General features: G+C 41.5%; 24 protein-coding genes and 1 pseudogene. 8 read left to right on the forward strand and 17 right to left on the reverse strand.

The features are described 5' to 3' along the window. Nucleotides 1-6 precede the first annotated feature (6 nt). Both ACZ42C_RS07115 and ACZ42C_RS07120 read right to left on the reverse strand, forming a co-directional pair. Nucleotides 7-813 carry a DUF1444 domain-containing protein gene (locus ACZ42C_RS07115; RefSeq protein ID WP_461180725.1) on the reverse strand — a complete coding sequence of 269 codons (807 nt, stop codon included), beginning with the start codon at nt 811-813 and terminating at the stop codon, nt 7-9. A gap of 46 nt (nt 814-859) precedes the next feature. Next, nucleotides 860-1,177 (reverse strand): thioredoxin family protein, encoded by a 318-nt coding sequence (locus ACZ42C_RS07120; protein WP_461180726.1) that lies wholly within the window; start codon nt 1,175-1,177, stop codon nt 860-862. A gap of 201 nt (nt 1,178-1,378) precedes the next feature. Between ACZ42C_RS07120 and ACZ42C_RS07125 the strand changes: the two genes are divergently transcribed. Then, entirely contained in the window at nt 1,379-1,819 is a 441-nt protein-coding gene (locus ACZ42C_RS07125; protein WP_461180727.1) for a YtoQ family protein, read from the forward strand. Nucleotides 1,820-1,838: 19 nt separating this feature from the next. Here the strand turns inward: ACZ42C_RS07125 and ACZ42C_RS07130 are convergent, their stop codons facing one another. Together ACZ42C_RS07130 and ACZ42C_RS07135 are read right to left on the reverse strand one after the other, a co-directional pair. Then, entirely contained in the window at nt 1,839-2,354 is a 516-nt protein-coding gene (locus ACZ42C_RS07130; protein ID WP_461180728.1) for a DUF84 family protein, read from the reverse strand. Nucleotides 2,355-2,376: 22 nt separating this feature from the next. Next, the gene (locus ACZ42C_RS07135) at nt 2,377-3,441 is read right to left on the reverse strand and encodes a M42 family metallopeptidase (protein ID WP_461180729.1); all 1,065 of its coding nucleotides are present in this window, start codon (nt 3,439-3,441) and stop codon (nt 2,377-2,379) included. Between the two features lie 166 nt (nt 3,442-3,607). Between ACZ42C_RS07135 and ACZ42C_RS07140 the strand changes: the two genes are divergently transcribed. Beyond that, the gene (locus ACZ42C_RS07140) at nt 3,608-3,922 is read left to right on the forward strand and encodes a PepSY domain-containing protein (RefSeq protein ID WP_461180730.1); all 315 of its coding nucleotides are present in this window, start codon (nt 3,608-3,610) and stop codon (nt 3,920-3,922) included. A 103-nt stretch (nt 3,923-4,025) separates the two neighbouring features. Here ACZ42C_RS07140 and ACZ42C_RS07145 read toward each other — a convergent pair whose 3' ends face one another. Together ACZ42C_RS07145 and ACZ42C_RS07150 are read right to left on the reverse strand one after the other, a co-directional pair. Next, nucleotides 4,026-5,198: a hydroxymethylglutaryl-CoA synthase gene (locus ACZ42C_RS07145; RefSeq protein ID WP_461180731.1), complete on the reverse strand. Its 1,173-nt coding sequence runs from the start codon at nt 5,196-5,198 to the stop codon at nt 4,026-4,028. A gap of 201 nt (nt 5,199-5,399) precedes the next feature. Beyond that, entirely contained in the window at nt 5,400-6,263 is an 864-nt protein-coding gene (locus ACZ42C_RS07150) for a YtnP family quorum-quenching lactonase (protein ID WP_461180732.1), read from the reverse strand. Nucleotides 6,264-6,537: 274 nt separating this feature from the next. Between ACZ42C_RS07150 and ACZ42C_RS07155 the strand changes: the two are divergent. The 3 genes and pseudogenes from ACZ42C_RS07155 (at nt 6,538) to ACZ42C_RS07165 (ending at nt 10,363) form a co-directional block, all read left to right on the forward strand. Continuing rightward, nucleotides 6,538-7,528 (forward strand): annotated as a pseudogene (locus tag ACZ42C_RS07155) (bile acid:sodium symporter family protein). Between the two features lie 423 nt (nt 7,529-7,951). Beyond that, nucleotides 7,952-9,118 (forward strand): YeiH family protein, encoded by a 1,167-nt coding sequence (locus ACZ42C_RS07160; RefSeq protein WP_461180733.1) that lies wholly within the window; start codon nt 7,952-7,954, stop codon nt 9,116-9,118. A gap of 75 nt (nt 9,119-9,193) precedes the next feature. Further along, a complete protein-coding gene (locus ACZ42C_RS07165) occupies nt 9,194-10,363 on the forward strand; it encodes a M20 metallopeptidase family protein (protein ID WP_461180734.1) in 1,170 nt (389 codons plus the stop codon). A gap of 110 nt (nt 10,364-10,473) precedes the next feature. Here ACZ42C_RS07165 and trmB read toward each other — a convergent pair whose 3' ends face one another. After that, complete coding sequence (gene trmB / locus ACZ42C_RS07170; RefSeq protein ID WP_461180735.1) at nt 10,474-11,115, reverse strand: tRNA (guanosine(46)-N7)-methyltransferase TrmB; 642 nt, start codon at nt 11,113-11,115, stop codon at nt 10,474-10,476. 79 nt (nt 11,116-11,194) lie between these two features. Here trmB and ACZ42C_RS07175 point away from each other — a divergent pair, with 79 nt between their 5' ends. Further along, entirely contained in the window at nt 11,195-11,482 is a 288-nt protein-coding gene (locus tag ACZ42C_RS07175; protein WP_461180736.1) for a YtzH-like family protein, read from the forward strand. A gap of 12 nt (nt 11,483-11,494) precedes the next feature. Here the strand turns inward: ACZ42C_RS07175 and ACZ42C_RS07180 are convergent, their stop codons facing one another. From ACZ42C_RS07180 to ACZ42C_RS07205, 6 genes are all read right to left on the reverse strand, one after another. Next, the gene (locus ACZ42C_RS07180) at nt 11,495-12,310 is read right to left on the reverse strand and encodes a phosphotransferase (protein ID WP_461180794.1); all 816 of its coding nucleotides are present in this window, start codon (nt 12,308-12,310) and stop codon (nt 11,495-11,497) included. A gap of 138 nt (nt 12,311-12,448) precedes the next feature. Continuing rightward, a complete protein-coding gene (locus tag ACZ42C_RS07185; protein ID WP_461180737.1) occupies nt 12,449-13,387 on the reverse strand; it encodes a diacylglycerol/lipid kinase family protein in 939 nt (312 codons plus the stop codon). Nucleotides 13,388-13,496: 109 nt separating this feature from the next. Beyond that, nucleotides 13,497-14,453: an NERD domain-containing protein gene (locus ACZ42C_RS07190; protein ID WP_461180738.1), complete on the reverse strand. Its 957-nt coding sequence runs from the start codon at nt 14,451-14,453 to the stop codon at nt 13,497-13,499. Beyond that, nucleotides 14,395-14,973: an RNA 2',3'-cyclic phosphodiesterase gene (gene thpR, locus ACZ42C_RS07195; protein ID WP_461180739.1), complete on the reverse strand. Its 579-nt coding sequence runs from the start codon at nt 14,971-14,973 to the stop codon at nt 14,395-14,397. Before thpR ends, ACZ42C_RS07190 begins: the two co-directional genes overlap by 59 nt. A gap of 5 nt (nt 14,974-14,978) precedes the next feature. Further along, nucleotides 14,979-15,704 carry a pseudouridine synthase gene (locus tag ACZ42C_RS07200; RefSeq protein WP_461180740.1) on the reverse strand — a complete coding sequence of 242 codons (726 nt, stop codon included), beginning with the start codon at nt 15,702-15,704 and terminating at the stop codon, nt 14,979-14,981. Between the two features lie 15 nt (nt 15,705-15,719). Then, nucleotides 15,720-17,339 carry a putative polysaccharide biosynthesis protein gene (locus ACZ42C_RS07205; RefSeq protein ID WP_461180795.1) on the reverse strand — a complete coding sequence of 540 codons (1,620 nt, stop codon included), beginning with the start codon at nt 17,337-17,339 and terminating at the stop codon, nt 15,720-15,722. A gap of 418 nt (nt 17,340-17,757) precedes the next feature. Here ACZ42C_RS07205 and ACZ42C_RS07210 point away from each other — a divergent pair, with 418 nt between their 5' ends. Both ACZ42C_RS07210 and ACZ42C_RS07215 read left to right on the forward strand, forming a co-directional pair. Continuing rightward, on the forward strand, nt 17,758-19,008 hold the full coding sequence (locus ACZ42C_RS07210) for a BaiN/RdsA family NAD(P)/FAD-dependent oxidoreductase (protein WP_461180741.1): 1,251 nt from the start codon (nt 17,758-17,760) through the stop codon (nt 19,006-19,008). A gap of 174 nt (nt 19,009-19,182) precedes the next feature. Then, nucleotides 19,183-19,425 carry a hypothetical protein gene (locus tag ACZ42C_RS07215; RefSeq protein ID WP_461180742.1) on the forward strand — a complete coding sequence of 81 codons (243 nt, stop codon included), beginning with the start codon at nt 19,183-19,185 and terminating at the stop codon, nt 19,423-19,425. Between the two features lie 71 nt (nt 19,426-19,496). On the opposite strand, the gene ACZ42C_RS07220 is transcribed toward ACZ42C_RS07215, so the two are convergent. The 4 genes from ACZ42C_RS07220 to ACZ42C_RS07235 form a co-directional block, all read right to left on the reverse strand. Continuing rightward, nucleotides 19,497-19,844 carry a helix-turn-helix domain-containing protein gene (locus ACZ42C_RS07220; RefSeq protein WP_461180743.1) on the reverse strand — a complete coding sequence of 116 codons (348 nt, stop codon included), beginning with the start codon at nt 19,842-19,844 and terminating at the stop codon, nt 19,497-19,499. Between the two features lie 464 nt (nt 19,845-20,308). Further along, the gene (dacB, locus tag ACZ42C_RS07225) at nt 20,309-21,676 is read right to left on the reverse strand and encodes a D-alanyl-D-alanine carboxypeptidase/D-alanyl-D-alanine endopeptidase (protein ID WP_461180744.1); all 1,368 of its coding nucleotides are present in this window, start codon (nt 21,674-21,676) and stop codon (nt 20,309-20,311) included. A 207-nt stretch (nt 21,677-21,883) separates the two neighbouring features. After that, nucleotides 21,884-22,822, reverse strand: a complete 939-nt coding sequence (locus ACZ42C_RS07230) for an MBL fold metallo-hydrolase (RefSeq protein WP_461180745.1) — start codon at nt 22,820-22,822, stop codon at nt 21,884-21,886. 7 nt (nt 22,823-22,829) lie between these two features. Then, the gene (locus ACZ42C_RS07235; RefSeq protein WP_461180746.1) at nt 22,830-24,017 is read right to left on the reverse strand and encodes a CaiB/BaiF CoA transferase family protein; all 1,188 of its coding nucleotides are present in this window, start codon (nt 24,015-24,017) and stop codon (nt 22,830-22,832) included. Nucleotides 24,018-24,292: the final 275 nt, after the last annotated feature.

Genomic DNA, 24,292 nt, shown 5'->3' on the forward strand with positions numbered 1-24,292 from the left:
TCCTTTCTAATTCTTTTCCGGCCTGTTTTTTGCAAGAATAAAAATAGGCTCCAAGTGTTTATCCTCATAAATAAACGGCAGTGATGTAATCGGAATCCGGCCTTCTGCGAAAAATTTCATCGTCATCTGCGCCAGAATATCATAACCGGTTTTATTCTGGATATCTGCAATAATGAGTACATCCTGATGTGGAACGGCAACAGCCATTTCTCCTTTGGCATTAAGTTTCATTTCCTCCAGAAATGCTTCATTTATAATATGGCTTGCATCATAACCGTCCTGTTTAGCAACAAAATAAAAATTATTATCAGCAACGGTATCCTTTTTATAATCAATCTTCAGTGAGCGCAGGTTGAATGTTGCAACCTCATCGATTCTTTCTTTCGTCCACCCTTCCTTTTCTAGCAGGCTTTCATCAATCAGCCGATAGGACTTCCCAAGATCAAGGGCATAATATATCCTTGTTTCTGCTGTATGGTCTTTATATACCATTTTTTGCTTTGATTTTGTTTCAGTCGGAAAGGAAGTGGCACGAATGACAGGAAAGATATTTTTTTCCTTGCCGGAGAGGTGGTGATCTTCATTCATAATGCGAAGTGCTTCCTCCACATGCTCTGTTAACTCATCAATGGCCGCCTCTCCCCGCTCATCATACTTGGAAACCACATTTGGCAGGGTTATGGTGATTCCCTGCTTCGAATCTTTCCATTCCACACGGAAAGTGTCTTTATCTCTGTTATAGGATGTTCGGTATTTTTCAGTGTTAAATCGTTCTTTGAGTATATTTTTCAGTTTGACTGTTGTCATTTTCATATTTTTGCCTCCTCATTTTACATCAAGAGCTGGCATCCGAATCCTGTTATACGGGAAGCTCACGTAGAAACTGCGTAATTTCTTCCTTTGTCTTTCTGTCTTTGCTTACAAATCTTCCCACTTCCTTTTCCTGGTGAAAAACAAGAAAGCTTGGTATGCCAAACACGTCATATTCCCGGCAAATATCGATAAATTTATCACGATCCACCTGTACAAACGTAAAATCGGAAAACTCCGCCTCGATTTCCGGCAAAACAGGCTCGATAAATGTGCAATCCGGGCACCAGTCCGCAGTGAAATACATAACAACTTTATTTTCCTTTGTTTTCTCCTCAAATTGTTCCATTGTCCGTAAATTTTCCATTGCCTTTCCTCCCTTTAGGGTTTATATACACGCATCGTTGTTTAGATGTTCTTATTAATGGCAGGGAGAATATTTACATGTCCCCCCCTATTTTCGTATATTATCTCATAACAGCAGTCTATGTCATAGCAATTGCTTTAAATTAACACAGATATTGTTTACTATAATAGATAGATGGAAGAAAAACAATGGAGGGATATGATGGAACTAACGGTTTATTTAGCAGGACAAATTCACGATGATTGGCGTGAAGATGTTAAAAAAATTGCCAAGGAGAAGGATCTGCCTTTAACTTTTGTTGCACCGCAGACGAATCATGATCGTTCCGACGATGTTGGGGAGGACATTCTCGGAAAACAGCCGGATAATGTATATCGTGATGACGCAGCATCCAGTGTGAATAATTTCCGCACGCAGGTATTAATGCAAAAAGCCGATGTGGTTATTGCTTTATTCGGGGAAAAATACAAACAGTGGAATACGGCTATGGATGCAAGTGCCGCCATTACAATGGGCAAACCTACAATTATTGTACGTGACCCATCTTTGGTTCATCCGTTGAAAGAGCTGTCCAATAAAGCAAATGTTACGGTGGAAACGGTCGAGCAGGCGCTGGATGTTATCGCATATATCTATGAATAATACATGAAAGCAGCGGTAACTACCGCTGCTTTTTTCCTGTCCAATATTCCATCTGTCCTTTCAGTAGCCGAACGACATGTTCAAACATAGCCTGCCTTGAAACAAGATCATTAGTAAAAATACCAACAGCGCCTTCATTATTGCGGACCGCTTTCTTTTCTGCATAACTGTCCATCACATCTCCGAGTTCGGTACCCTGCCGTAAGCGGACAGCAACTTCCCCGGGCAGTAATATTCTTGCACCGCTTGCTGTAAATAGATTGTCTTCAGGCGTTGCCAATGCTCCCCAATTACAAAGAAACAGCTGATCACCCACAAACATGACACCGCCTTCCAGACCAATGCCCATGGAGGAAGGGAATTTTTCCAAACATTTCCTCGCGCGGTTTATTGCCCCCTGTTTCGTTTCTTCATCAGAAAAAGGCTGTGCAGCAACGCCGGAGGAAACTTTTATCCCCTTGACTTCTTTGTCCGGAAAGACAGTTCGTACCGCATTCATTTTCGCCGGGTTTAAGGAACCGATCGTTACAATCATCATGAACCATCCATTTCTGCTGTTATGCCTGCCTGATTTGATCCACTGTATTCTGGTCTGTCTGTTTTACCAGCTTAACAAGCAATTCTCTTGCAGCTGCATAATCATCCACATGAATAATCGATGCGGAAGTATGAATGTACCGGGAACAAATACCAACGACTGCAGAAGGAACTCCGTCATTGGAAATGTGCACACGTCCTGCGTCTGTTCCTCCCTGGGAAACAAAGAATTGATATGGAATGTTATTGGATTCCGCCGTATCCAGAATGAATTCTCTCATACCACGATGCGTGATCATCGTCCGGTCAAAAATCCTGAGCAGCGCCCCTTTTCCAATATGGCCAAATTCCTTTTCATCACCCTTGGCATCGTTAGCCGGAGAAGCATCAAGCGCGTAAAAAATATCCGGTTTTATCATATTTGCCGCAACCTGAGCACCGCGCAGACCTACTTCCTCCTGTACGGTAGCACCGGAATAAAGCTGGTTGGGAACTGTTTCATTCTGTAATTCTTTTAACAATTCAATGGATAAGCCGCAGCCATAACGGTTATCCCAAGCTTTTGCCAAAATCTTTTTCTCGTTGGCCATTGGCGTGAATGGTGTTAAAGGAACGATTTGCTGTCCTGGCTTTACACCAATTTTCTCTGCATCTTCTTTATCATCTGCACCGACATCAATCAGCATATTCTTTATTTCCATCGGCTTTTTCCGCTGTTCCGGCGTTAGATTATGTGGTGGGATGGATCCAATCACCCCCACTACAGGTCCGTTATCCGTCATCACCTGTACACGCTGGGCAAGCAGCACCTGATTCCACCAGCCGCCAAGTGTCTGAAAGCGAATCATGCCATTTTTCGTAATTTGCGTGACCATAAAACCAACTTCATCCATATGACCCGCAACCATCACTTTCGGTCCTTCTCCATTTTTAACGCCGAAAACGCCGCCGAGATTATCCTGAATCACTTTATCCGCGTATTTTCCCAATTCTTTTTTCATAAATGTGCGTACAAGCTTTTCATTCCCAGGTGCACCCTGCAGTTCGGTTAAATTTCTAAATAAATCCTTCGTTTCCTGGTTCATGCAATCCCTCCATAAATTTTCTATGCAATATCTTCAGTATAACGGAAGAAGACAAATTATTTCCACTTTCCCATTGATTGTTTTATTGATTTCTATTTTTTCCCGTTTGCTGTATACTATGGGGTAAATACAGAAAAAACAAAACACTGATAGAGGTGAACGTAAAATGGGTGTAAAAAGAGTTGCACTTGCTGCGGGAATGGGGGTAGCAGTAGGTTATTTAGCTAGACAACAGATGGAAAACATGCAAAAGATAACACCGGAAAGAGCTTTAAAACGTGCGAAAGAAACATTTAAGAAAAGCGGTCCAATCAGCGGGTCCTGGATTTATATGAAACCGGAGGAAGTGGAAATGAACGGCTTGTTGTATGATGCGTATAAAGGCGGCGTCACCCGCAATATTGATGGGGAAAATAAACAGTATGAGTTTTATGTGGATGTAGAAACAGGCACTGTCATTGATTCCATTGAAACGACATAATAATGTAATGATTGTATTTTTAACATAAGAATATTTGCATGCCGACCGGTTACCGGTGGATTATCTAAAAAAAGCCCGGGGAATATTCCCGAGCTTTTTTCATTTAATTATTTTTATTAATATATTGACGTTTATTATCTTCTATCCCTGCCAGACAGATTGCTGCAGGGTCGTTGTCAATCTCAAGCTCAACAGTGGACCCATCCACGGGTAACGTTTCTTCAAAGATTTGTTCATATTCCTCTACAGAAACTTCTTTCCGTGACGCAAACAATTTAGTATGCTGTTCCACCCTTAAATGTTTCTCATAGCCCGGCTGGATAATTCCTGTAAAAAATTCACCAACGGCTCCCGACCCATAACTGAATAAACCAATTCTCACGCCCGGGTTTAGATTCTCTTTATTTTCCAGTAAAGATAATAAGCTTAAATATAAAGAACCGGTATAAATGTTTCCGACAATTCGGTTATAGAGAGTACTTTGCTGATAATTTTCCACTAATCGATCTTTATCTTCCTCACTGCCTTCATCAAAAATAGTCCTTAATGCTTTCAGACCCATTTTTGTATATGGCAGATGAAAACACAAAGCTTCAAAGTCTTTGATGCTATGCCCCGTTTTATCTTTATAGCTCCCCCATACTTTGGAGAAGAATGCAATATACTGTTCATTGGAAAATTTCCCGTCCACAAATGCTTTATCGGAATAAATCGGACGCCAGAAATCCATAATATCATTTGTCAAATACGTACTCGTGTCTTCAAAAGCCAAAATTTTTGGTTCCCTGCTGATCAGCAGCGCTACTGCACCTGCTCCCTGTGTGGATTCTCCACCGGTATTCAGCCCGTATCTGGCAATATCCGAAGCAAGTACCAATACTTTACTTTCGGGATTTAACGCAATATGTCCCTTTGCCATTTGAACTCCTGCCGTTGCACCGTAGCATGCCTGTTTCACTTCAATTGTTCTTGCTGCAGGATTTATTCCAAGCAGATGGTGCACATACACTCCAGCTGATTTCGAGTGATCCACCCCGGTTTCTGTACCAAAAATAACAAAATCTATCGCCTGTTTATCTTCTTCGGTCAGCATTTCCGACGCGGCATTCGCAGCAAGCGTTACCGGGTCCTGTGTGATTGGTGTAAGTGCCATTTTTTCCTGACCGATTCCAATCGTAAATTTATCCGGATCAATACCTCTTGCTTTCGCTAAATTTTCCATATCCAGATATAAATGCGGTGCGTAAAATCCTATTTTATCTATTCCTATTTTCAAGCTGATTCTCCTTCCACACATCCACTGTATAAGATAGTCATACTAGTGAAACAATGAACAAGTCACTGCATTTTTTTATTAATACGTAAATAATAATATATTGCGATCGGAAAAACAATGATTTAATCGCAAATATCATTTATAAAAAAATGGTACCCGAAAAGAATCCGGGTACTTCAAAATCAATGAACCGTTCTTGTACTAATTTCCTCCATACGCATACCGTTCCCGCACTATCTCATCAATCTTCTCCCCTTTTTCATTAAATTTCATCGCACGGTAATAGGCATCATGATAAAACGTATACCATGCCTGCTTGTTATATCCGAAATCCATCCATTTCTCTTTTTCATGGACAGAAGTGACCGGATAATCATCATAGGCCAGTGCCCATAATTTATTCTGGTGGGCATGGGTTGGCATGATATCCGCCATATGAATGAAGCATTCCTCCCCATCTTCAAAGACAAGGATGCAATGCCCATCACTATGCCCGCTCGTATGAACCATCTTTAAACCATCAGTCACTTTTCTCTCTTGCTTAAATGTTTCCACTTGATTAACGATTGGCTCCCAGTTCATTTTCCAATATGTATTTTTTGACCGTATATTCGGATTTCTCATTTCATGCCATTCGACTGCAGAAGTATAAATTTTTGCATTTTCAAAAACTGACACAAACCCGCCCTGTCCATCCGGTTTTGTCAAGCCGCACGCATGGTCAAAATGTAAGTGAGTCATAAGCACCACATCGATATCCTGAGGAGTCAGCCCAAGTTCTTTCAGAGATAAATCTACGGAAGATTCTTCCTTCACCCCGAAATTTCGTAGTTGCTTGTCCGTTAATTTTCCATTCCCCATGCCGGTATCAATAAGATAATTCTTCCCGTTCAGCTGCAGTAATATCGGATCTGTTCTCAGTTCAATTTGGTTTTTATCATTATACGGATACTTTCTACTCCATAAAGGCTTCGGAACCACCCCAAACATAGCACCACCATCCAGGAAATTTACTCCCCCGTTCAGCCAGGTTAATTTTGCTCTACCAACCTGTAATGTTTCCATTCTGTTTCTCCTCCTTGTAAAAAATTTGAATTCTATATAAAATATCGCATTAACTTTATCATAACAGATCACAAGAATCAGTTACTTATAAAAGACTTGCCATTATTAATTATAAAACCTTTCATCTTTCTTATTAACAATTCCAAACTCAGGCCATATTCTTAGTAATTTAATTATTTTTTGAGCAAATGCACTTGTTTAATCAATAATATTCTTTATAATCAGATATAATATAATATAATTTATTTTAACATATAAGAAAGAGGGGATATTAATGCAGAAGTTAGCAAACTTCAGTCAATTTGTTGGTAATACGTTTGCCATTTGGGTTTTAGCATTTGCCATTATTGCATTCTTTTCACCGGATACTTTTATTTGGATAGCCCCATACATATCCATACTGCTTGGGGTGGTCATGTTTGGAATGGGGTTAACACTGACCACGCAGGACTTTAAAGAAGTATTTAAAAGACCGAAAGATGTGGCCATCGGGGTCGGGGCACAATTTGTCATCATGCCGCTCATCGCTTTCGCATTGGCCGTAGGTTTACAGTTGCCCCCGGAAGTAGCTGTGGGAGTGATTCTTGTCGGTTGCTGTCCAGGTGGTACAGCGTCAAATGTCATGACTTTTCTTTCCAGGGGAGATACTCCTTTATCAGTTAGTATTACCGCATCGTCTACAATCTTAGCACCGATCATGACACCTTTGTTAGTGTGGATTTTAGCGAGCCAATGGCTTCCGGTTTCTGCCGGAGCTCTTTTTTGGGACATCGTACAAGTCGTCATTATCCCGGTTGTTTTAGGTATCACATTAAGAGCATTTTTCAGCAAGCAGGTAGAAAAAAAGTGTCCAGGCTTTGCCCTTAGTCTCTGTTATCGCTATCGTAGCCATCGTTGCCACAGTAGTCGGAGGAAATCAGGAAAACATAGCCACAACCGGTCTATTAATATTTGCCGTTGTCATTTTACACAATTTACTCGGTCTGGGCTTGGGCTATTTAATGGCTAAAATTTTTGGGTTGGATTTCAAGAAACAAAAAGCATTGTCCATGGAAGTTGGACTGCAAAATTCAGGACTGGGAGCTACTCTGGCAACAGCTCACTTTGCTCCAATTGCTGCTGTTCCCAGCGCTATTTTCAGTGTATGGCATAATATTTCCGGACCGATACTCGCTACCTATTGGAGAAGAAAAGCACTTAAAGAGGAAAATAAGATGGAACATGAGCAAGATGGTCGAAACAACGATCAAATTATAAACCAATAATATATGGTGAAGCCTGATTATTGTGTTATAACAACATACCATCCAAAAGAGAGGCTGGGACATAACTAATTTTATTGGAGAAAAACCCAAACAAACCACTTACCCAGCTCCGGGAATATACGAGGCGTCCTGTGATACGCTATCACCATGATTTGTTCGGTTTTTGTTCAAGACTTTAAAGTTATGTCCCAGCCTCTTTCCATTTCTTCAATTAAAGCCATATAGTTGGTAAGTAAAATCAAGTCATTAGCCTTCTATTCCTGTTTATTTGAACTTCATCAGGCTCATTATGATTATATAATTTAAAAGCTAAACTTTTATTTATGCGTAAAAATACCTTTTTTGGTAGTCTATATACAGTAATTAAATTGTTAACATAAAGATTATGTACTGGAAATTTATTTCTAAATTATTTAAGAGAGGATGAAGTCTTTGTTAATCAGTGAAAAATGGAATTCCATAGTCAGGTTACTCCCTGGCCTCCTCCTTTGTCTCGCCGTTATGTTCCTCGGCATCTATGGAGCGGAATTCATAGGATACATCTTGATCCAGGCCGGTCTTTTATCACCGGAAAGTGACACACCAGTATCCGGTATTTTCGTTGCTATTATAATAGGAATTATAATTCGTAATACCGTTCGCCTTTCAGATGCTTTTACTAAAGGAATTTCCTTTTCCGTAAAATATGTATTGCGTGCAGGAATCATCCTGCTGGGACTTCGTTTAAGTTTAATGGAAGCGTTGAAGCTCGGTGCTTTTGGAATACCGCTGATTGTCGCATGTATTGCCGCAGGATTATTCGTTACCTTGTATTTAACAAATAAAATGAAGCAGTCCTACCGATTGGGCACCTTAATAGCCAGTGGAACAGGAATCTGTGGTGTAACTGCCATTATGGCAACATCACCTGTCATCAAAGCAAAGGAAGATGAGATCTCCTACGCCGTAGCTAATATCACTATATTCGGGTTAACCGGCATGCTGCTGTATCCGTTTTTGGCCAACTTTGTATTTGCAGGTGATCCAATTAAAGCAGGAATGTTTCTGGGAACTGCCATACATGACACGGCACAGGTGACAGGTGCTGCATTAATTTATGACCAGCTCTATCAAACTCAAACGGCTGTTGATGTGGCTACCGTTACAAAATTGACAAGAAACTTGTTTATCATTGCTATCATTCCATTTATATCATATTTATTTTTCAAAAATACAAACAGCAAAAAGACAGATAAAACAGGTGAAGAACAACAATTGCCAAAATGGTACACATTTATTCCGGGATTTGTCGTTGGCTTTTTGCTGCTCTCCCTTTTACGCACCATAGGGGATATGACATTGGAAAATATGAATGCAGCATTTGGTTTCCTCAGTGTAACTGCCTGGGAAAACTTTTATACGAATGCCAGTTCTTTTGGTACTACCTACCTGCTTGGTATGGCCATGGCCGGAGTCGGCTTATCAACCAATTTTTCCGCCTTTAAGGGTATTGGTATAAAACCGTTTTATATCGGCTTTACAGCTGCAGTCTCCGTGGGAATAGTCAGTGTCGTCCTGATCTCTTTATTTGGACATCTTGTGGCAATTTAATAACCTGAAACTTTATTTACTGTGAGCTGCGTTCCAATGTTATAATAGTTGGAAAAGTACATAGGGGGAGTTATTTTGCTTGAAAAGATATTTCAGGATATTGATAACCATTTTGATGACACGGTGGAAATACGCAGGTACCTGCACCAATACCCGGAGATTTCCTTCCATGAGACGAAAACCGCTGCCTATATCGCAGATTTTTATAAAGAGCTGGGTATTCCGTACAAAACCAAGGTTGGCGGAAACGGTGTAGTTGCCACTTTAAAAGGGGAAAAGCCCGGAAAAACCATTGCTTTACGCGCTGATTTTGACGGACTGCCAATCCAGGATGAAAAAGATGTCCCTTACAAATCCAAAATAGACGGGGTTATGCATGCATGTGGACATGATGGCCATACAGCAACACTACTGACACTGGCCAAAGTAATGAAAGAATATCAAAAAGAACTGTCCGGCACCATTGTTTTTCTGCATCAGCATGCAGAAGAATTGGCTCCCGGCGGGGCAATGCCAATGATAGAAGCTGGTGCACTGGAAGGGGTAGACGCAGTATTCGGCACCCATTTATGGGCAACAACACCGCTTGGTACCATTGAAACTTCCAAAGCTGAATTCATGGCGGGGGCAGATCGATTTGAAATAAAAATCCAGGGCCAGGGCGGCCATGGGGCACTCCCGCATCAAACAAAGGATGCGATAGTCATCGGCTCGCAACTTGTAACACAGCTGCAGCAAATCGTCAGCAGACGGTTGGATCCATTGGAAACAGCCGTTATCACCGTAGGCCAATTTGAAGCAGGCCAGGCCTTTAATATCGTTGCTGATTCGGCCAAAATTGTAGGAACGGTCCGTTATTTCAATGCAGAGGTGCAGGATATGATTATTCAGGAAATGGAAAACATCCTGCAAGGGGTAACCGCTGCGAACGATGCAACTTATACATTTGACTATTTTAAGGGATACCCGCCGCTTGTTAACCATAAAGAAGAAGCGGAATTGGTGCTTGAAGCAAGCAGTAATATTAAAGAAGTGAAGGAAACAAAAGAAGTCAAGCCGGTCATGGGCGGCGAGGATTTCGCCTATTATATGATGGAGAAACCTGGCACATATTTCTTTACCGGCGCCCATAAAGAAGGCAGTGATTATCCGCATCATCATCCGAAATTTGACATTGATGAGCGGGCGCTGCCCATCGCTGCAAAAGCTTTAATTCAGGCGTATTTTGCTTATCAGGAGAAGTAATAATATAACGTCAATAACTTTAAAACGCTCAGATTTAAAATCTGAGCGTTTGCTATAGAAATTATTTATATTGAAGGAAAATCAAGAATACAGTCCAATACAATTTCCAACTATTGCTTAAAACCTGCGATGCACCGATAAATCGGCTGCCCTTTTGCAGAAAACCGCTTTTCATATTCGGTCATGACATTATCCGGGTCATCCACCTCATGTAAATCGAGATTCACTTCCTGCAGCTTTATGCCAAACTGGGAAAAACTGACCAACGAATATTCAAAGAAGCCCTGATTATCGGTTTTTAATATAATTTTTCCTTCTGAATCAAGCACCTGCTTATATTGCTTTAAAAAAGGATAGTAGGTCAGCCTTCTTTTTTCATGACGATTTTTCGGCCATGGATCGGAAAAGTTCAAATACAGCTGCGATATTTCATCCTCCGCAAAAATCTCCAAAAGATTAGCGGCATTTACGTGCAGAAGTTTTACATTCGGCAAATCTGCATCCATTGCCTTTTGTGCAGCACGGACAATAATTGTTTTGGCCACTTCGATGCCAATGAAATTAATATGTGGGTATTTCCTTGCCATCCCAACAATAAACTGACCCTTTCCTGTACCAATCTCCAGATGAACCGGATTCTCATTTCCAAAGACTTCTTTCCAGCTTCCTTTCTTTTCCATTGGCGCAGGTATAATAATATCAGTGTGACTCTCTATAAATTCATCAGCCCACGGCTTATTCCGTTGACGCATCTTTATAACGCTCCTTGCTCGAATTTTAACTGTATACAATAAGTAAAAATAACAAAACTATTAGTGAGGTGATTTTTTTATGGGTTTAACTGTAAACGATCAATTAACCCTTCTGGTCGATCTATTGGATGAACATGCCGGTGAAAGCACTGCCACTCCCAGTGAATATCAGCAAATTGCCCGTCTGGTTCAATCTATGATTGACAACGGGACTATTCACGATGATCATTTGCTGCAATTGCTGCCGCAAATACAGCAATATGGTTTAGAAGGTGAAAGTACGGCAAATGTTGCCAATCACATTACAAATAACAAACAAAATATTGATAGCTGGATCAATGCCATTGACCAGCATACGTTAAAGTAAATGGATTTTTTATTAAGTTAAGATGAAATCTTTTATGAGAACATTCAATTCCTCCAAATCCTTTAGCCGCTCCGTTACCTTGTCCGGCTCATTGCGCTCACTGTGCCAGCTGATATAATGAAGAGTATCCAATATTAAATACCAGTACATTCGTTCATAAAAGTTCGTATCATTTGTTACTCCATAATTCTTTAACCAGTCATTCCATTCTTCTTTTGGAATATACCATTTTAACACCATACCGTAATCAATCACGGGATCAGCAATTCGGGCATTATCCCAGTCCACCAGATACAGATTATTTTCTTTTGTCATCAGCAGATTATTATGGTTTAAATCTCCATGGCAAACTACCGGCTTTTGTTGCTCGGTTACCTGTAATAGCTCCTCCAAATAATGTAAAGCGGTTCGGACTTCCCGGTAAGCCTGAAGCAGCTTCAAGGTGTCGAGCCGCTTTTTAACCATTTTGAATTGGACATCAGCGGTTAATGGGGATTTGCCAAGTCGCATCAGCATGTAAAGCAGCTCCTGGGAATCATGGATCTTCCGGATTAGTTCCGCTACCTGTTTCCCTTTCATTTCACTTTGTTTTAACTCTCTTCCTTCCACCCACTCCTGAGCAGTAATAACGTCCCCGTTTTCCATTCGCTTTGTCCAGATCAGCTTTGGTACAATTTCTTCCGCGGATAGAACAGCGAGAAATGGAGAGGAATTCCGCTTCAGAAAAAGCCGTTTATTATTTTTTGTTGCCAAATACGCATCACCTGTCAGGCCGCCTGCCGGTGAAATATTCCATTCATTTCCTAGCACTCGCTTCAACCAGTCCACCATAGATCATTCACAACTTTCAATTTTAAGGTTCAATATTTTATTCTATAATGATAGAGAGGAAAATACAAATAGTTTTTTTTTTAGGTGAAAGAGCAAATTAATTTTAAATTGCATCTTAGGGATAAGTCAGGATTTTCAGGAATTTCCCTGCTGATCTTTTTCGGCTGTTCCCAGTATGGGAATGCCTTCTCTTTCTTTTGTGATCTTACACGTATAACATGTGTCTGTCTGCCCATCCACCTGGTAATTAATACTTTTCTTGGTAGTTACTTCAAGAGATGTTGTTTCAAAAACTTCCACTTCCTGATAGTGAATATGCTTTCCTGTAAATACAGTTATAAATAAAGCCAAAACTTTCCATTTTGAGATGGAATGAATAATAAGCACAGAAAACTTATGCGGCTGGACTTTGGATCTCGGATTAATCTTCATTCCCCCACCATAGTAGGGGTGATTTGTAATGGAGACCATCCAGCAATCCTTCAGCTTCGTAACTTTCCCATTATCTTTCAATTCTAATTCCATTGGTTTAAACGTAATTATAATTTGAAGAAGTGCTATAACATAACTAAGCTTACCCATGTTTAGGAAGTTCAGTATTCGTTTATAAAAAGCATTGTTTGCTTTTTCCGCAATCAATGCATCAAAACCGAAGCCCATACTATTGACAAAATTACGCTTGCCGGATCCATCCATGTGGTAATTCCCCAAATAATATACAGCATCAGCGGTTCCACCCACCACTTTTTCCAATATTTCCAGTGGTGAATCCCTTAATTTAATTCCCCGGGCGAAGTCATTTCCCGAGCCGCCGGGTATAAAGGCAATTGGCACGACATAATGATCAACGCCATTGATTACTTCATGTAAAGTACCATCTCCACCGACGACGATCATCGCTTTAATGCCTTGCAAATGGACCAAAGAGCGGGCAATCTCTTCCGCATGCCCTTCATACTTAGTATAATAATATTTGCTTTCCAGCCTTTTATAGAGTTCCGTTTTCTGCAGCTTTAAAAAAATCCGCTTTGCCCTGCCGTTTCCAGCCTTTATATTTACAATAAAAATATACATACCATCTATCCCCTCTGGGAAAATCAACAAAAAAGCTGACTAAACACTTTGCCTTTTGTGATTTGAGTGGAATGCTGTCTCCTCCTTCCACCAAAAAAACTGTCCGTTTTCAGCTGTCAAACTCGTCCGAATCCTCTTCCCATTCAGGACGCTTTACAGCTGTAGTCTGACAAAACTTCAGCAAAATTTCAGCTGCTTTTAATTGATAACTCTTTAACGGGGAATCCAATTGCCGCATTTCCTGAAACCATCTCTCATATTGCTGTGCGCCAATCACCTGTGTCTGATATGGTTCCCTGGCAAAAACGATTGGATTAACCCTGGATAAAATAGTTTTCTTAATGGGGAAATGATGCTGTTTGGCCTGAAATATACTCTGTATGATCCTTTCCGTCCGTTTCAGAGAAATGCCTGGGTTTAATATTTTTCGTTGTTCCTGCGCTGTTTCAATCAACCAGGTTCGTTCATCCCCCGCCATGATGGTGGCACCTTCTTCTGCTTCCACCAGGTAAACAATTTCCACACCGATGGGGCTGACCATAATAATCTCTCCATCAACAGGGGCATTTTTAATCGAAAAGATCGGATAATACATAATAAGATACGTGTCCGGAAACCTCTGCAGGAAATACTTCAAAACAGGGTCAGTATAATAGGATTCATCCATGAAAGAACTGTCCGTTACCGTCGAAGTGGCCCATTTTAGCTGAAAGCCAAACAGCTTATCAAGAAAATACTGTTTTAACTCCTGTTCAGTTTCAGGCAGTGTTTCCTGTTTCTCTTCTGCTTCCTTCTGAGTAATGGGATCATCCCGCTTCTTTATAAATAAGGATTTAATGCGGGAAAAGGCTGGCTTTTGTTCGGGTTCCAGGTCTGGATGTGCTTCTTCCTGGTCCGGATTTCCCCAAACGTCATAAAGCTTTTTCCACTGCTCATTTTTCAGTCTTATATATTGGCTTGGATAACGATAGGCATCCCATTCATATCGGGATATATAATCCTGTAATTTAATGAGTTGAGCCAGTACCTCCACCTCCCTGCAATGGATAATTGGAAACAACTTCATATTTCGGCGTCTGTTGCGGATGTATACGGAACAAAAAAATATTTTTCACGTGCCATACTTGCTTTTCCAGAGACTTATTATTTATTTTTTGTTCCAGGCCATTTATTTCAGTACCATTCCATTTTTTTGCTAATGTAACATGCGGACGGTAATTCCGCTTTTCCCTTTTCCACCCTGCGGCGGCACATTGATCCTCCACCGTTTTCTGCAATTGTATAAGTGGTTCTGTCTTCTCCACTCCTGCCCAAAGCACCCTCGGTTTCACGGGGTTTCCAAATGTTCCAAGCTGACCTGTTGCTAAGGAAAAGGCTGCACATTGCTGTAGGTCCTGTAACTGTTCTTCCAAATTGGTTAACTGGTCATCGGCAACCGGCCCTAAAAATTTCAGCGTAATATGAAGGTCCTTTTTATGCGGCCATTGTTTATAGGGCAGTTCCTGCTTCAGCTCCCGCTGCCACTCGGAGAAATAGTCCTGTATCGTCTCAGGCAAATGAATGGCAATAAAGTAATGAGAGGTCATAAATATCAGTCCTTCCTGCTCGTTAATGTCTGCAGCCAGCTTTGTTCTTCCTCTGTCAGTCTGCGGTAAGCACCAATCGGAAGGTGCTTATCCAGTTTAATTCGGCCCATGGATAAGCGTTTCAGGTAGATTACTTTTTTCCCGACAGCCTCAAACATCCGCTTTACCTGATGATATTTCCCCTCGGTAATTGTTATTTCCACTTCGGAAAAGTCACCGCTTTTCACAATGCTTAATCCGGCCGGTTTCGCCTGATACCCATCATTAAGCACGACTCCCTTTTTAAACTGATCCACATCTTCTTCTGTCACGGTTCCTTCAATTTTAGCAAAATATGTTTTTTCGATTTCTTTTCTCGGTGAAGTAAGCTCATGAGCTACTGCTCCATCATTGGTGATCAAAAGCAGGCCTTCCGTATCTTTATCCAGCCTGCCGACACAAAATGGATTAAATTTCCTCTCCGCTCTGTCCAGTAGGTCGATTACAGTTTTATCCTTTGCATCCGTCGTAGCGGAAACGACACCGGGAGGCTTATGCAGCATAAGATAAATATGTTTTTCATAATGAACCGTTTCCGCATCCAGTTTGACAATATCTGCTTTAGGGTCCACCTGAAAACCGCCATCTTTGATGACTTTGTCATTAACAGTAATTCTTTTTTTCTTCAGCATAGTTTTGACATCTTTTCTGCTGCCATAACCGGCATTGGATACGAGTTTATCCAAGCGCATGCTAACAACCTCCTGCTATCTCCCAAAAATTCGATCCAAAAATCTGATTTTGCTCCCCAGTACTCGCTCCAGCAATGTGGAATGATAAGCAAACCATAAATAAATGAACGCACCGCCAATTACACCAATGGCAAGCATGACAGTCGCTCCCCATTGTGTTTCTTCATACGGAATAAACAGCCCGAAAACAAGTTTCAGCAATAAGACGGTAGCAGCCATGATCACAACAAATATTCCGATCAGCATGGTACGCTTAACGATCTGTCTATAAGAAAAGTTAATTGCGACTTTAATCCGCCATAAATTTAGAGAAACGGAAGTTACTGCAGCAAGTGCAGTACCAAAAATAGCGCCTTTCGCCCCGAACATATGGATCAGCTGAATATTCAGCAATACTTTTAACAGTAGCCCGGCTGCCAAACTGTAGACGGCATACCGCTGCTCATTAATCCCCTGCAATACTGCCGAAGAAACTGTAAATAGAGCGAAAAACAAAGCAACCGGTGCATACCAGGCAAGCAGGTTCCCGGTTATTTCTATATTTTGCATACCGTACAATGCCCCGTACGCTTCGTGAGACAAAAGAGACAAGCCGACAACTGCCGGAATAATTAACACTAAAATCACTTGAAACGCCTGATTAATTTGTTTTGTCACAAGTTCTTTATCATTTTCAAAAAATGATTTCGTTAAGGCTGGCATAGCTGCAATAGATAAACCTGTAGCAAGTGTAATAGGAATGATGACCAGCTTATGACCGTAGAAATTTATGGTTGCAAAAGCTTCTGCCCAAATTTCCTCCTGCCCAATAGCGACCATGGCTCTTTCAAATGTGAACTGATCCGTTAATTGATATAAAGGGATGGCCAGACCTACCAACACAAACGGGCCTGCATAACGGAACAGTTCTTTAAATAAATCCCTTGTTGGTATATCATGGGTTTGCACTTGCTGCTGTCTCTGCCTGTTGATATGTGCTTTGCGCTTTCTCCAGTAAATATATAAAACCGCACAGGAAGCCAGTGCCCCAAGAAAAGCTGCAAAGGTGGAAAAACCAACCGCTGCAGTTACTGTGCCGCTTAATAGACGAATGATTACAAACGATCCGCCTAAGACGAAGGCAATCCGCACAATCTGCTCAACAACCTGGGATACCGATGTGGGGCCAAATGACTGATGCCCCTGGAAAAAACCCCGGGCAATACTCATGGCAGGAATGACAAGCAACGCCACACTGACCGTGCGAATAACAAACGTAACATCCGCCACCGTAATGTCTTCAGGATCGTCACTCGTAATCATTTGACCGGCTAGGAATTCAGCACTAAAAAAAAGAGCCAAAAATGCCAGCACACCAGTAATGCTCATCAATACCATCCCGGCTTTAAACATTCGCATGCCGGTTTCATAATCGCCAAGGGAATTATATTTGGAAACAAATTTCGATACAGCCATCGGAACACCAATAGTCGATAAACTGATAAATATGCTGTATGGCGTATAGCCTAATTGGAATAACGCACCTCCGACCGGACCAACAAGATGATGAAAAGGAATGACATAAATCATTCCGAGAAATTTTGATAAAAATGACGCACCTGTCAAAAGCATGGTGCCTCTCATAATATTCGACATCATTTCACCCGCAATTAATAAATTTCCAACACGAGTTTGTTTCATTTATGTAAAACCATAGCAGTAAAAAACAAACACCTCATCCTATTTTAGCACACTTTATTTAATTACAACACGTGAAATACTGGGAAGGTTCTCCTGTGCAGTGCCTGATTCGGCGCTGTTGAATGCTGGTGATTAATGTAAATGTTTATCTGAATTTCTATTTAAGCAATGCAGGAAGTATTCTTCACGGATGGACCAGCAAGAAGATGACACGAAGAATGCTAAATGACGTGAATCCACTGCCTGTTAAATCCGACAATCCTATAACGTCAATTTTTTACCGCATCATGATAGTATTTTCCTGCAGGTAAATGATAAGATACAAAGGCAGTATATAAAACATGAGGAGTTTTTCCAACAGGAGGAAAGATGCATGAAATATGATGTTATTGTGATCGGTGGTGGACCATCCGGCTTGATGGCAGCTATTGCCGCAGCAGAACACGGTGCAAAGACATTGCTATTGGAAAAAGGTAAAAAATTGGGAAAGAAGCTCGCCATTTCCGGAGGCGGCAGATGCAATGTGACAAACCGGCTCCCGGAAGAGGAAATAATTAGACACATACCCGGCAACGGCCGATTTTTATACAGTGCTTTTTCCGTATTCAACAACGAGGATATCATTGCTTTTTTTGAAAATTTGGGTGTCGGATTGAAAGAAGAAGACCACGGACGCATGTTTCCTGTTTCTAATTCGGCGAAGTCTGTTGTAGATGCATTAATCCATAAGTTGGATGAGCTTCACGTAACAACACAATTAAATACAAAGGTCGATGCTGTTCACTATGATGAGGACTTTCATACCGTCATTCTGTCCGAAGGTGAAAAAATAAAGACCAATGCAATTGTCATCGCTGCCGGAGGTAAAGCGGTTCCCCATACAGGATCTACCGGAGACGGTTACGCATGGGCAAAAAAAGCCGGACATACCATTACTGAATTATACCCGACTGAAGTACCGCTTATTTCAAGAGAGGATTTTATCCGGAGAAAAGACTTACAGGGACTTTCTTTGCGTGATGTGTCACTTTCTGTATTAAATCAAAAAAACAAACCGGTCATTACACACCGCATGGATATGATTTTCACCCATTTTGGCATCTCCGGCCCGGCTGTTTTAAGGTGTTCCCAATTTGCTGTAAAAGAGTTCTTGAAAGGGCGGGAGAAGGTAAAAATGGCCCTGGATTTATTGCCTGATGAGAAGGAACATACACTGATCAACCGGATGCAGGACAGCATTTCCAAACAGCCAAAAAAGACGCTGAAAAACTTGCTTAAAGGACTTGTGCCTGAAAGAATGCTTTTATTTCTTCTTCGGATGAATAAAGTAGGTGAAGAACAAAAGGCAGGCACTATATCCAAAGAAACAATCCGTTCAATTGCACATAACGTAAAGAATTTCGAATTCCATGTCCACGGTTCCCAACCCTTGGAAAAGGCTTTTGTTACCGGCGGTGGTATTTCCATTAAAGAGATTGTACCGAATACCATGCAATCCAAAATTATGCACGGTCTGTTTTTTTGCGGAGAAATCATTGACATACACGGCTATACCGGCGGATACAACATCACCTCCGCACTCGTAACCGGAAGACTTGCAGGCATGAATGCAGCAGAGAAATGAAACACCGGGACGTTCTCCTAATGGACTGTCGTTTCCTCCATACAATACGCTGGTCTAGTCTCCTGCTGTTCGGGCCTTTTCACTGGCAGATGATACCTGACATGATTCACTGTTTTTGCAGCAAGCTATTACTGTCCGAGCTAAATAATTTGGATCATGAAAGGATGGCTTTGTATGCAAAAAAATGGTGTATGGATACCGCTGATTGCATCAGTAGGTGTTGGAGCAGCTACGTTTTATTCAATGACGAGTAACAACCAAAACTTAGGACAAACCATGCAACAAATGATCCCACTGGTCTCCCAGATGAATGGAAATAATGGCGGGGGCCAGCAGCAATCCCAGATGAACAACAACAATAATGCCGGAGGGCAACAACAGCAATCCCAACAGCTTGGACCATTTGGCATGAGCTAATTGAAACTGTGGTCAGGCATTCGCTTCTTTCTGGAGCGGATGCCTACTTTATGGCTTTCATACAAAAAGCATTACCGTGAATTTTTCTGTTTTTGTTCGTTTTGCCACTTTGCAAATTCGATAACCTTTTTTAACTCCTGCAGCTGATCTTTTTCTACTCCCGACTTTTTTAATTCATTGATAAAATCAATCCACTCCTGATCGGAATGTTTTTGATTGTCGGATTCCGTTCCAACCAACATGTTAATATCAACTTCCAGGACAGCAGCAATTTTTTCCAGAACATGGATAGATGGATTCTGGTTTAAATTTCTTTCGATATTGCTAAAATAAGATTTGGAAATGTTTGCCCGTTGTGCACATTCCGACAGGGAAAGTCCCTTTTCCTCCCGCAACTTTTTAATATTTTTTCCTATCATTATTTATACCTCTTGTTTTCCTAATCTTAGATTTCCTTTTTGTTTACTGTTTCACAAATAGAACTTTTGCCTTTTGCACCTCTTTTAAATGGTTACATTCCTGTTAAAAGCATCAATCGGTTTATCATTAATCTGTAACTGAAATCAGACCGCCGGCTATACTAACGTATGTAATCTGGTGGTCCTCCTCAACTTCGTGGTTAAGCCCAGTTCATTCTATATCAAGAACAACACTTTGGAAAGGTAACCTTTATAAGAGTATCTTACTTCATAGTTTAGTTCTTTATAAAGAACATGTCAATAGCTAATCCTGAAAATCCAGGAATATTTGCTTGGTATATTTTATATACTTATCGAAACGATCTTCCCCATTACCCTGAAGATCCTTTAAAAAATATTAAAATTTTACTACAACAAAAAAGACTTTTCCAGCCGACAAACGACCAAAAAAGCCCCTATTTTAATTACCCATGATTTGTTATAATCTCTATTATCCTGTCTTCCAGTTCCTTTCCTTCATCCTCCAAATCATCCAGCATATTATTAATCATAACGGAAAAAATTAATTTCCGGCCGCTGTTTGCTTGCATGTAACCGGATAAGGTGGTCACCCCGTTTATTGTCCCTGTTTTGGCCTGCACGTTTAAACCATGCATCCGCTCACGCAGTGTACCACCAATCATGCGTTCACTCTTTCCGGCGTGTGGAAGCGTATTGAGAAACACACTGAACCAATTTTCATGTTGAGCAGCATGCAAAAGGTTGGAGATTTCATTGGCCGGGATAAGATTATTATGTGAAATACCTGAACCATCTTTCAGTGAGATGGTATCCATATTTATTCCAAATTTAGGGAGTACCTCTTCCAATACTTCCAGACCTTTTTCCCAGCTTCCTTCATCATATACCTGCTTGCCCATTTCTTTCACCAGTACTTCGCCAATGCTATTATTGCTTAGTTTCATAAAGGGTATGAGCATTTTTTCCAGTGATTCGGAGGAGTGACTCAAAAGCACTTCAGTTTGTTCTGGTGCTTTAGATAGCCCTATCTCTCCATGAACGTCTATTCCCTGCTTTTTTAATGCCTGCTGAAAAAGGTCCATGGCAAGGCCGCTCGGTTCCCATACACTCATACGTTCCTCTATATCCTCATCAGGTTCGAGTGGAACCGTTCCTTCCACTGTTATGGTATTGCCGCCATGCGTTCGTGAAACAGTATAGTCCTCATCACCGGCAGCTGCACTCGTCAATGCCTTATTTTCCACATTTACATATGTTGTTTCAGGTAAAACTTTTAGGTTGGGGGATTCTCCTTCTGCAGTCGGTTCTATTTTTATGATGACTGATCCCGCATCATAGTCATGATCTGCTGAAGCCGTCAATGCGGATATCTGGGAGCCGTAATGATACTGCTCATCCGTCCAAATCATGTCTGTCGACAGTCGAACTTTATCATACCAGGTGTCATCCCCAATAAGGGTTCCTTCAATTTCAGATATTCCCTGGATTTTCAACTTTTCAGCAAAAGTGTCAAAATCCTCCGGCAATAGAGTAGGATCCCCTTTTCCAACAAGATAAAGATTTCCTTGCAGGGTATTCCCCTCTCTTTTACCGTCAGTATGAACCTCTGTTTGAAAGGAATGTCCTTCTCCTAATACATCCAGGGCCGCCGCAGCTGTTAAAAGCTTCATATTTGAAGCGGGGTGCAACCGGGTATCCCCAAAATGGTCATACAGTTGCTCGTTTGTTTCTGCATCTTTAACACTTACACCAATTAACGCTCCCAGTAATAAAGACTCGTTATGAATAAACTTATCCAATTGATTTTTCATTAAGTCTCTCTCCCCTGTTTTGTTTGCTTCAGTAAGCTGCGGTGGAAATGCAATGAGCAGGATAACGCTGAAAAGGAGCAGAAAAAGGGGAGGATGGATTTGTTGAGAAATAGGACATACCTCCTTGCATCAGACCTTTTTCAGTATATCCACAAACCACTTTCTCATTCCCATAAGGATCCTGAATGTCCATCCAGTTTTTACCCATTATCTGTAATATAAGTAGCCCTTTTCACTCTTCCTCCGCTCACATTCCCCTTTGTAGCGTAAATACTCCAAATGGGCCAGTGTTTCCCCGATGGCAAAGCGTGTCTCATGTACGGTCAATGTTTTGGGAAACAGTTTTTGACAAACATCGTAAACAGTTCCCCCTTCACTTACAGATTCCAGCGTTACATTCAACCTGTCATCATGATGCGCCTGTATTTCCCTGATCCGGTCATTCGCACCGTAAAAGGGCTTGCCGTGTGAAGGCACGACAACCTCGGCATCAAGTTCACTCAACCTGTCCAGCGATTCCAGATAGGATTGAAGCGGGTTTGGATCACCGTGAAACCAATAGGAAATATTCGGAGTTATTTTAGGTAAAATCTGATCTGCCGAGAGCAGCAGGTTATTATCTTTATTGTAAAAAACGACCATTCCGTCCGAATGACCTGGTGCAGAAATAATTTCGTACACATTGTCTCCGAGTATTATGGTCTCTTTTTCACGGAGATGATGGTTCACCGTCGGGTATGGTGTGACCCGGGGAACAAACTCCTTTGTATTATTTTTCATATCGCTGGCAATACCCTCCGGAATGCCTGCCTGCCGGTAGTTTTGCTCCAACCCTTCTATTGATTCTGGTTCCCAGGATCGCTTTCCATTCTTTTCGTCTATTTCCGACATCCATACATCAGCGCCGGTCTTTTGCTGCAATGCACCTGCATATCCGTAATGGTCAGGATGATAATGAGTCAGAATAATATCTGTTACCTTTTTCCCCTCTAATTCTTCCTCCCACCGGTCCATCGTTTCCTGATTATGCAGACCGGTATCAATGATCTTCCAGCCATTTTCACCTTCAGCCATAAAGCAATTAACATGGTTTAAACGAAATGGAAGATTTAGTCTAATTTGTTTCAGCCCGTATTTCTCCAGCAAGCTGTATTCACTTCCTTTCTATTTGTCCAAAAACATCCCGATTAACTAATTCATTTATTTTGTCCTCTTTCAAACCAAGGTCTTGCAACACTTCCATAGTGTGCTCCCCGCGTTTTGCCCCAACATGCTTATATTCCTGCTCATAGTTCGAAAACTTTAATGGAGAGCTGATTTGACGCTGCATGCTTCCGTCCGGTTTTGGAACCTCTGTGATCATATTCCGGGCCTGAATCTGCGGATGATTCACCGCCTCTGAAAAGCTGAGCACCGGTTCCACACAGGCATCTATTTCCTGAAAAATTTCCGTCCATGTGTCATAGTTTTTTGTGAGGAAGGCTTCTTTGATGGCCGCTTTAAATTGTACAATATCCTCTTGTCTCTCGGTTAAAGCTACATCTTTCATATGTTCCAAATCCATTGCTTCACATAAGTTGAGACGAAAACGGGGTTCCAGACTGCCTACGGAAAAATACCGCCCATCCTTTGTTTCATAGTAATCGTAGTGGGTTTCACCGTTTAACATGGTCTCCTCCGCTTTCGGCTGGACGCCTTTTGTTATGTAGCCGGGACCAAACATGGCATTGAGCGCAAAAGCTGCATCCGTCATGCTCAGGTCAATGTATTGGCCTTCTCCTGTCTGCTGCCGGTGGGTCACTGCTGTCAGAATTGCAATTACACTATGCAAAGAACCACCTGCCAAATCAGCGATCTGAATGCCCATGGGAACTGGCCTTTCCTTTTTTCGCCCGGAATAGCCGTTAATCCCGGCAATGGAGAGATAATTATTATCGTGGCCGGGGCGCTCCCGGTATGGCCCGGTTTGCCCATAGCCGGAAAGAGAACAATAAATGAGGTTCGGATTCACCTGCTTTAGTGTTTCATAATCCAAACCGAGCCGCTCCATCACCCCGGGCCGGAACTGTTCCAGCACCACATCATATTCCTGAATAAGTTCTTTTACTATATCTGTTGCTTCTTTCTTTTTTAAATCCAGGGTAATTGATTTTTTCGAACGGTTTAAATGCTGATGGGCCGCGGATGATTCCCCGTCCATCGGCTCCATCTCCCTGATCAAATCGGGAAGACTCGGGGATTCCACCCGTAAAACTTCCGCTCCGAGATCCGCCAGCATCATCGTGGCATATGGACCGGGAAGCAGCTTGGAAAAATCAAGCACTTTTATATGTTGTAACATTTCCCCACTCCCCCTTTAAATTTGGTAAGTTTCATTGCTGTCCGTGCTCCGTATTGGGGCTCCACTATTTTATGAAAATCGGTTTTAGCGACTTTTGTGCATTTTTGACCTTCATCGACTTTATGAAGATCAGGCGGCCCCGACTATTATGCATTTTTGATCTTCATCGCGCTTATGAAGATCAGTCGGCCCCGACTATTATGCATTTCTGATCTTCATCGACTTTATGAAGATCAGTCGGCCTCGACTATTATGTAATTTTGATCCTCATCGAC

This window comes from Virgibacillus kimchii, assembly GCF_055379185.1.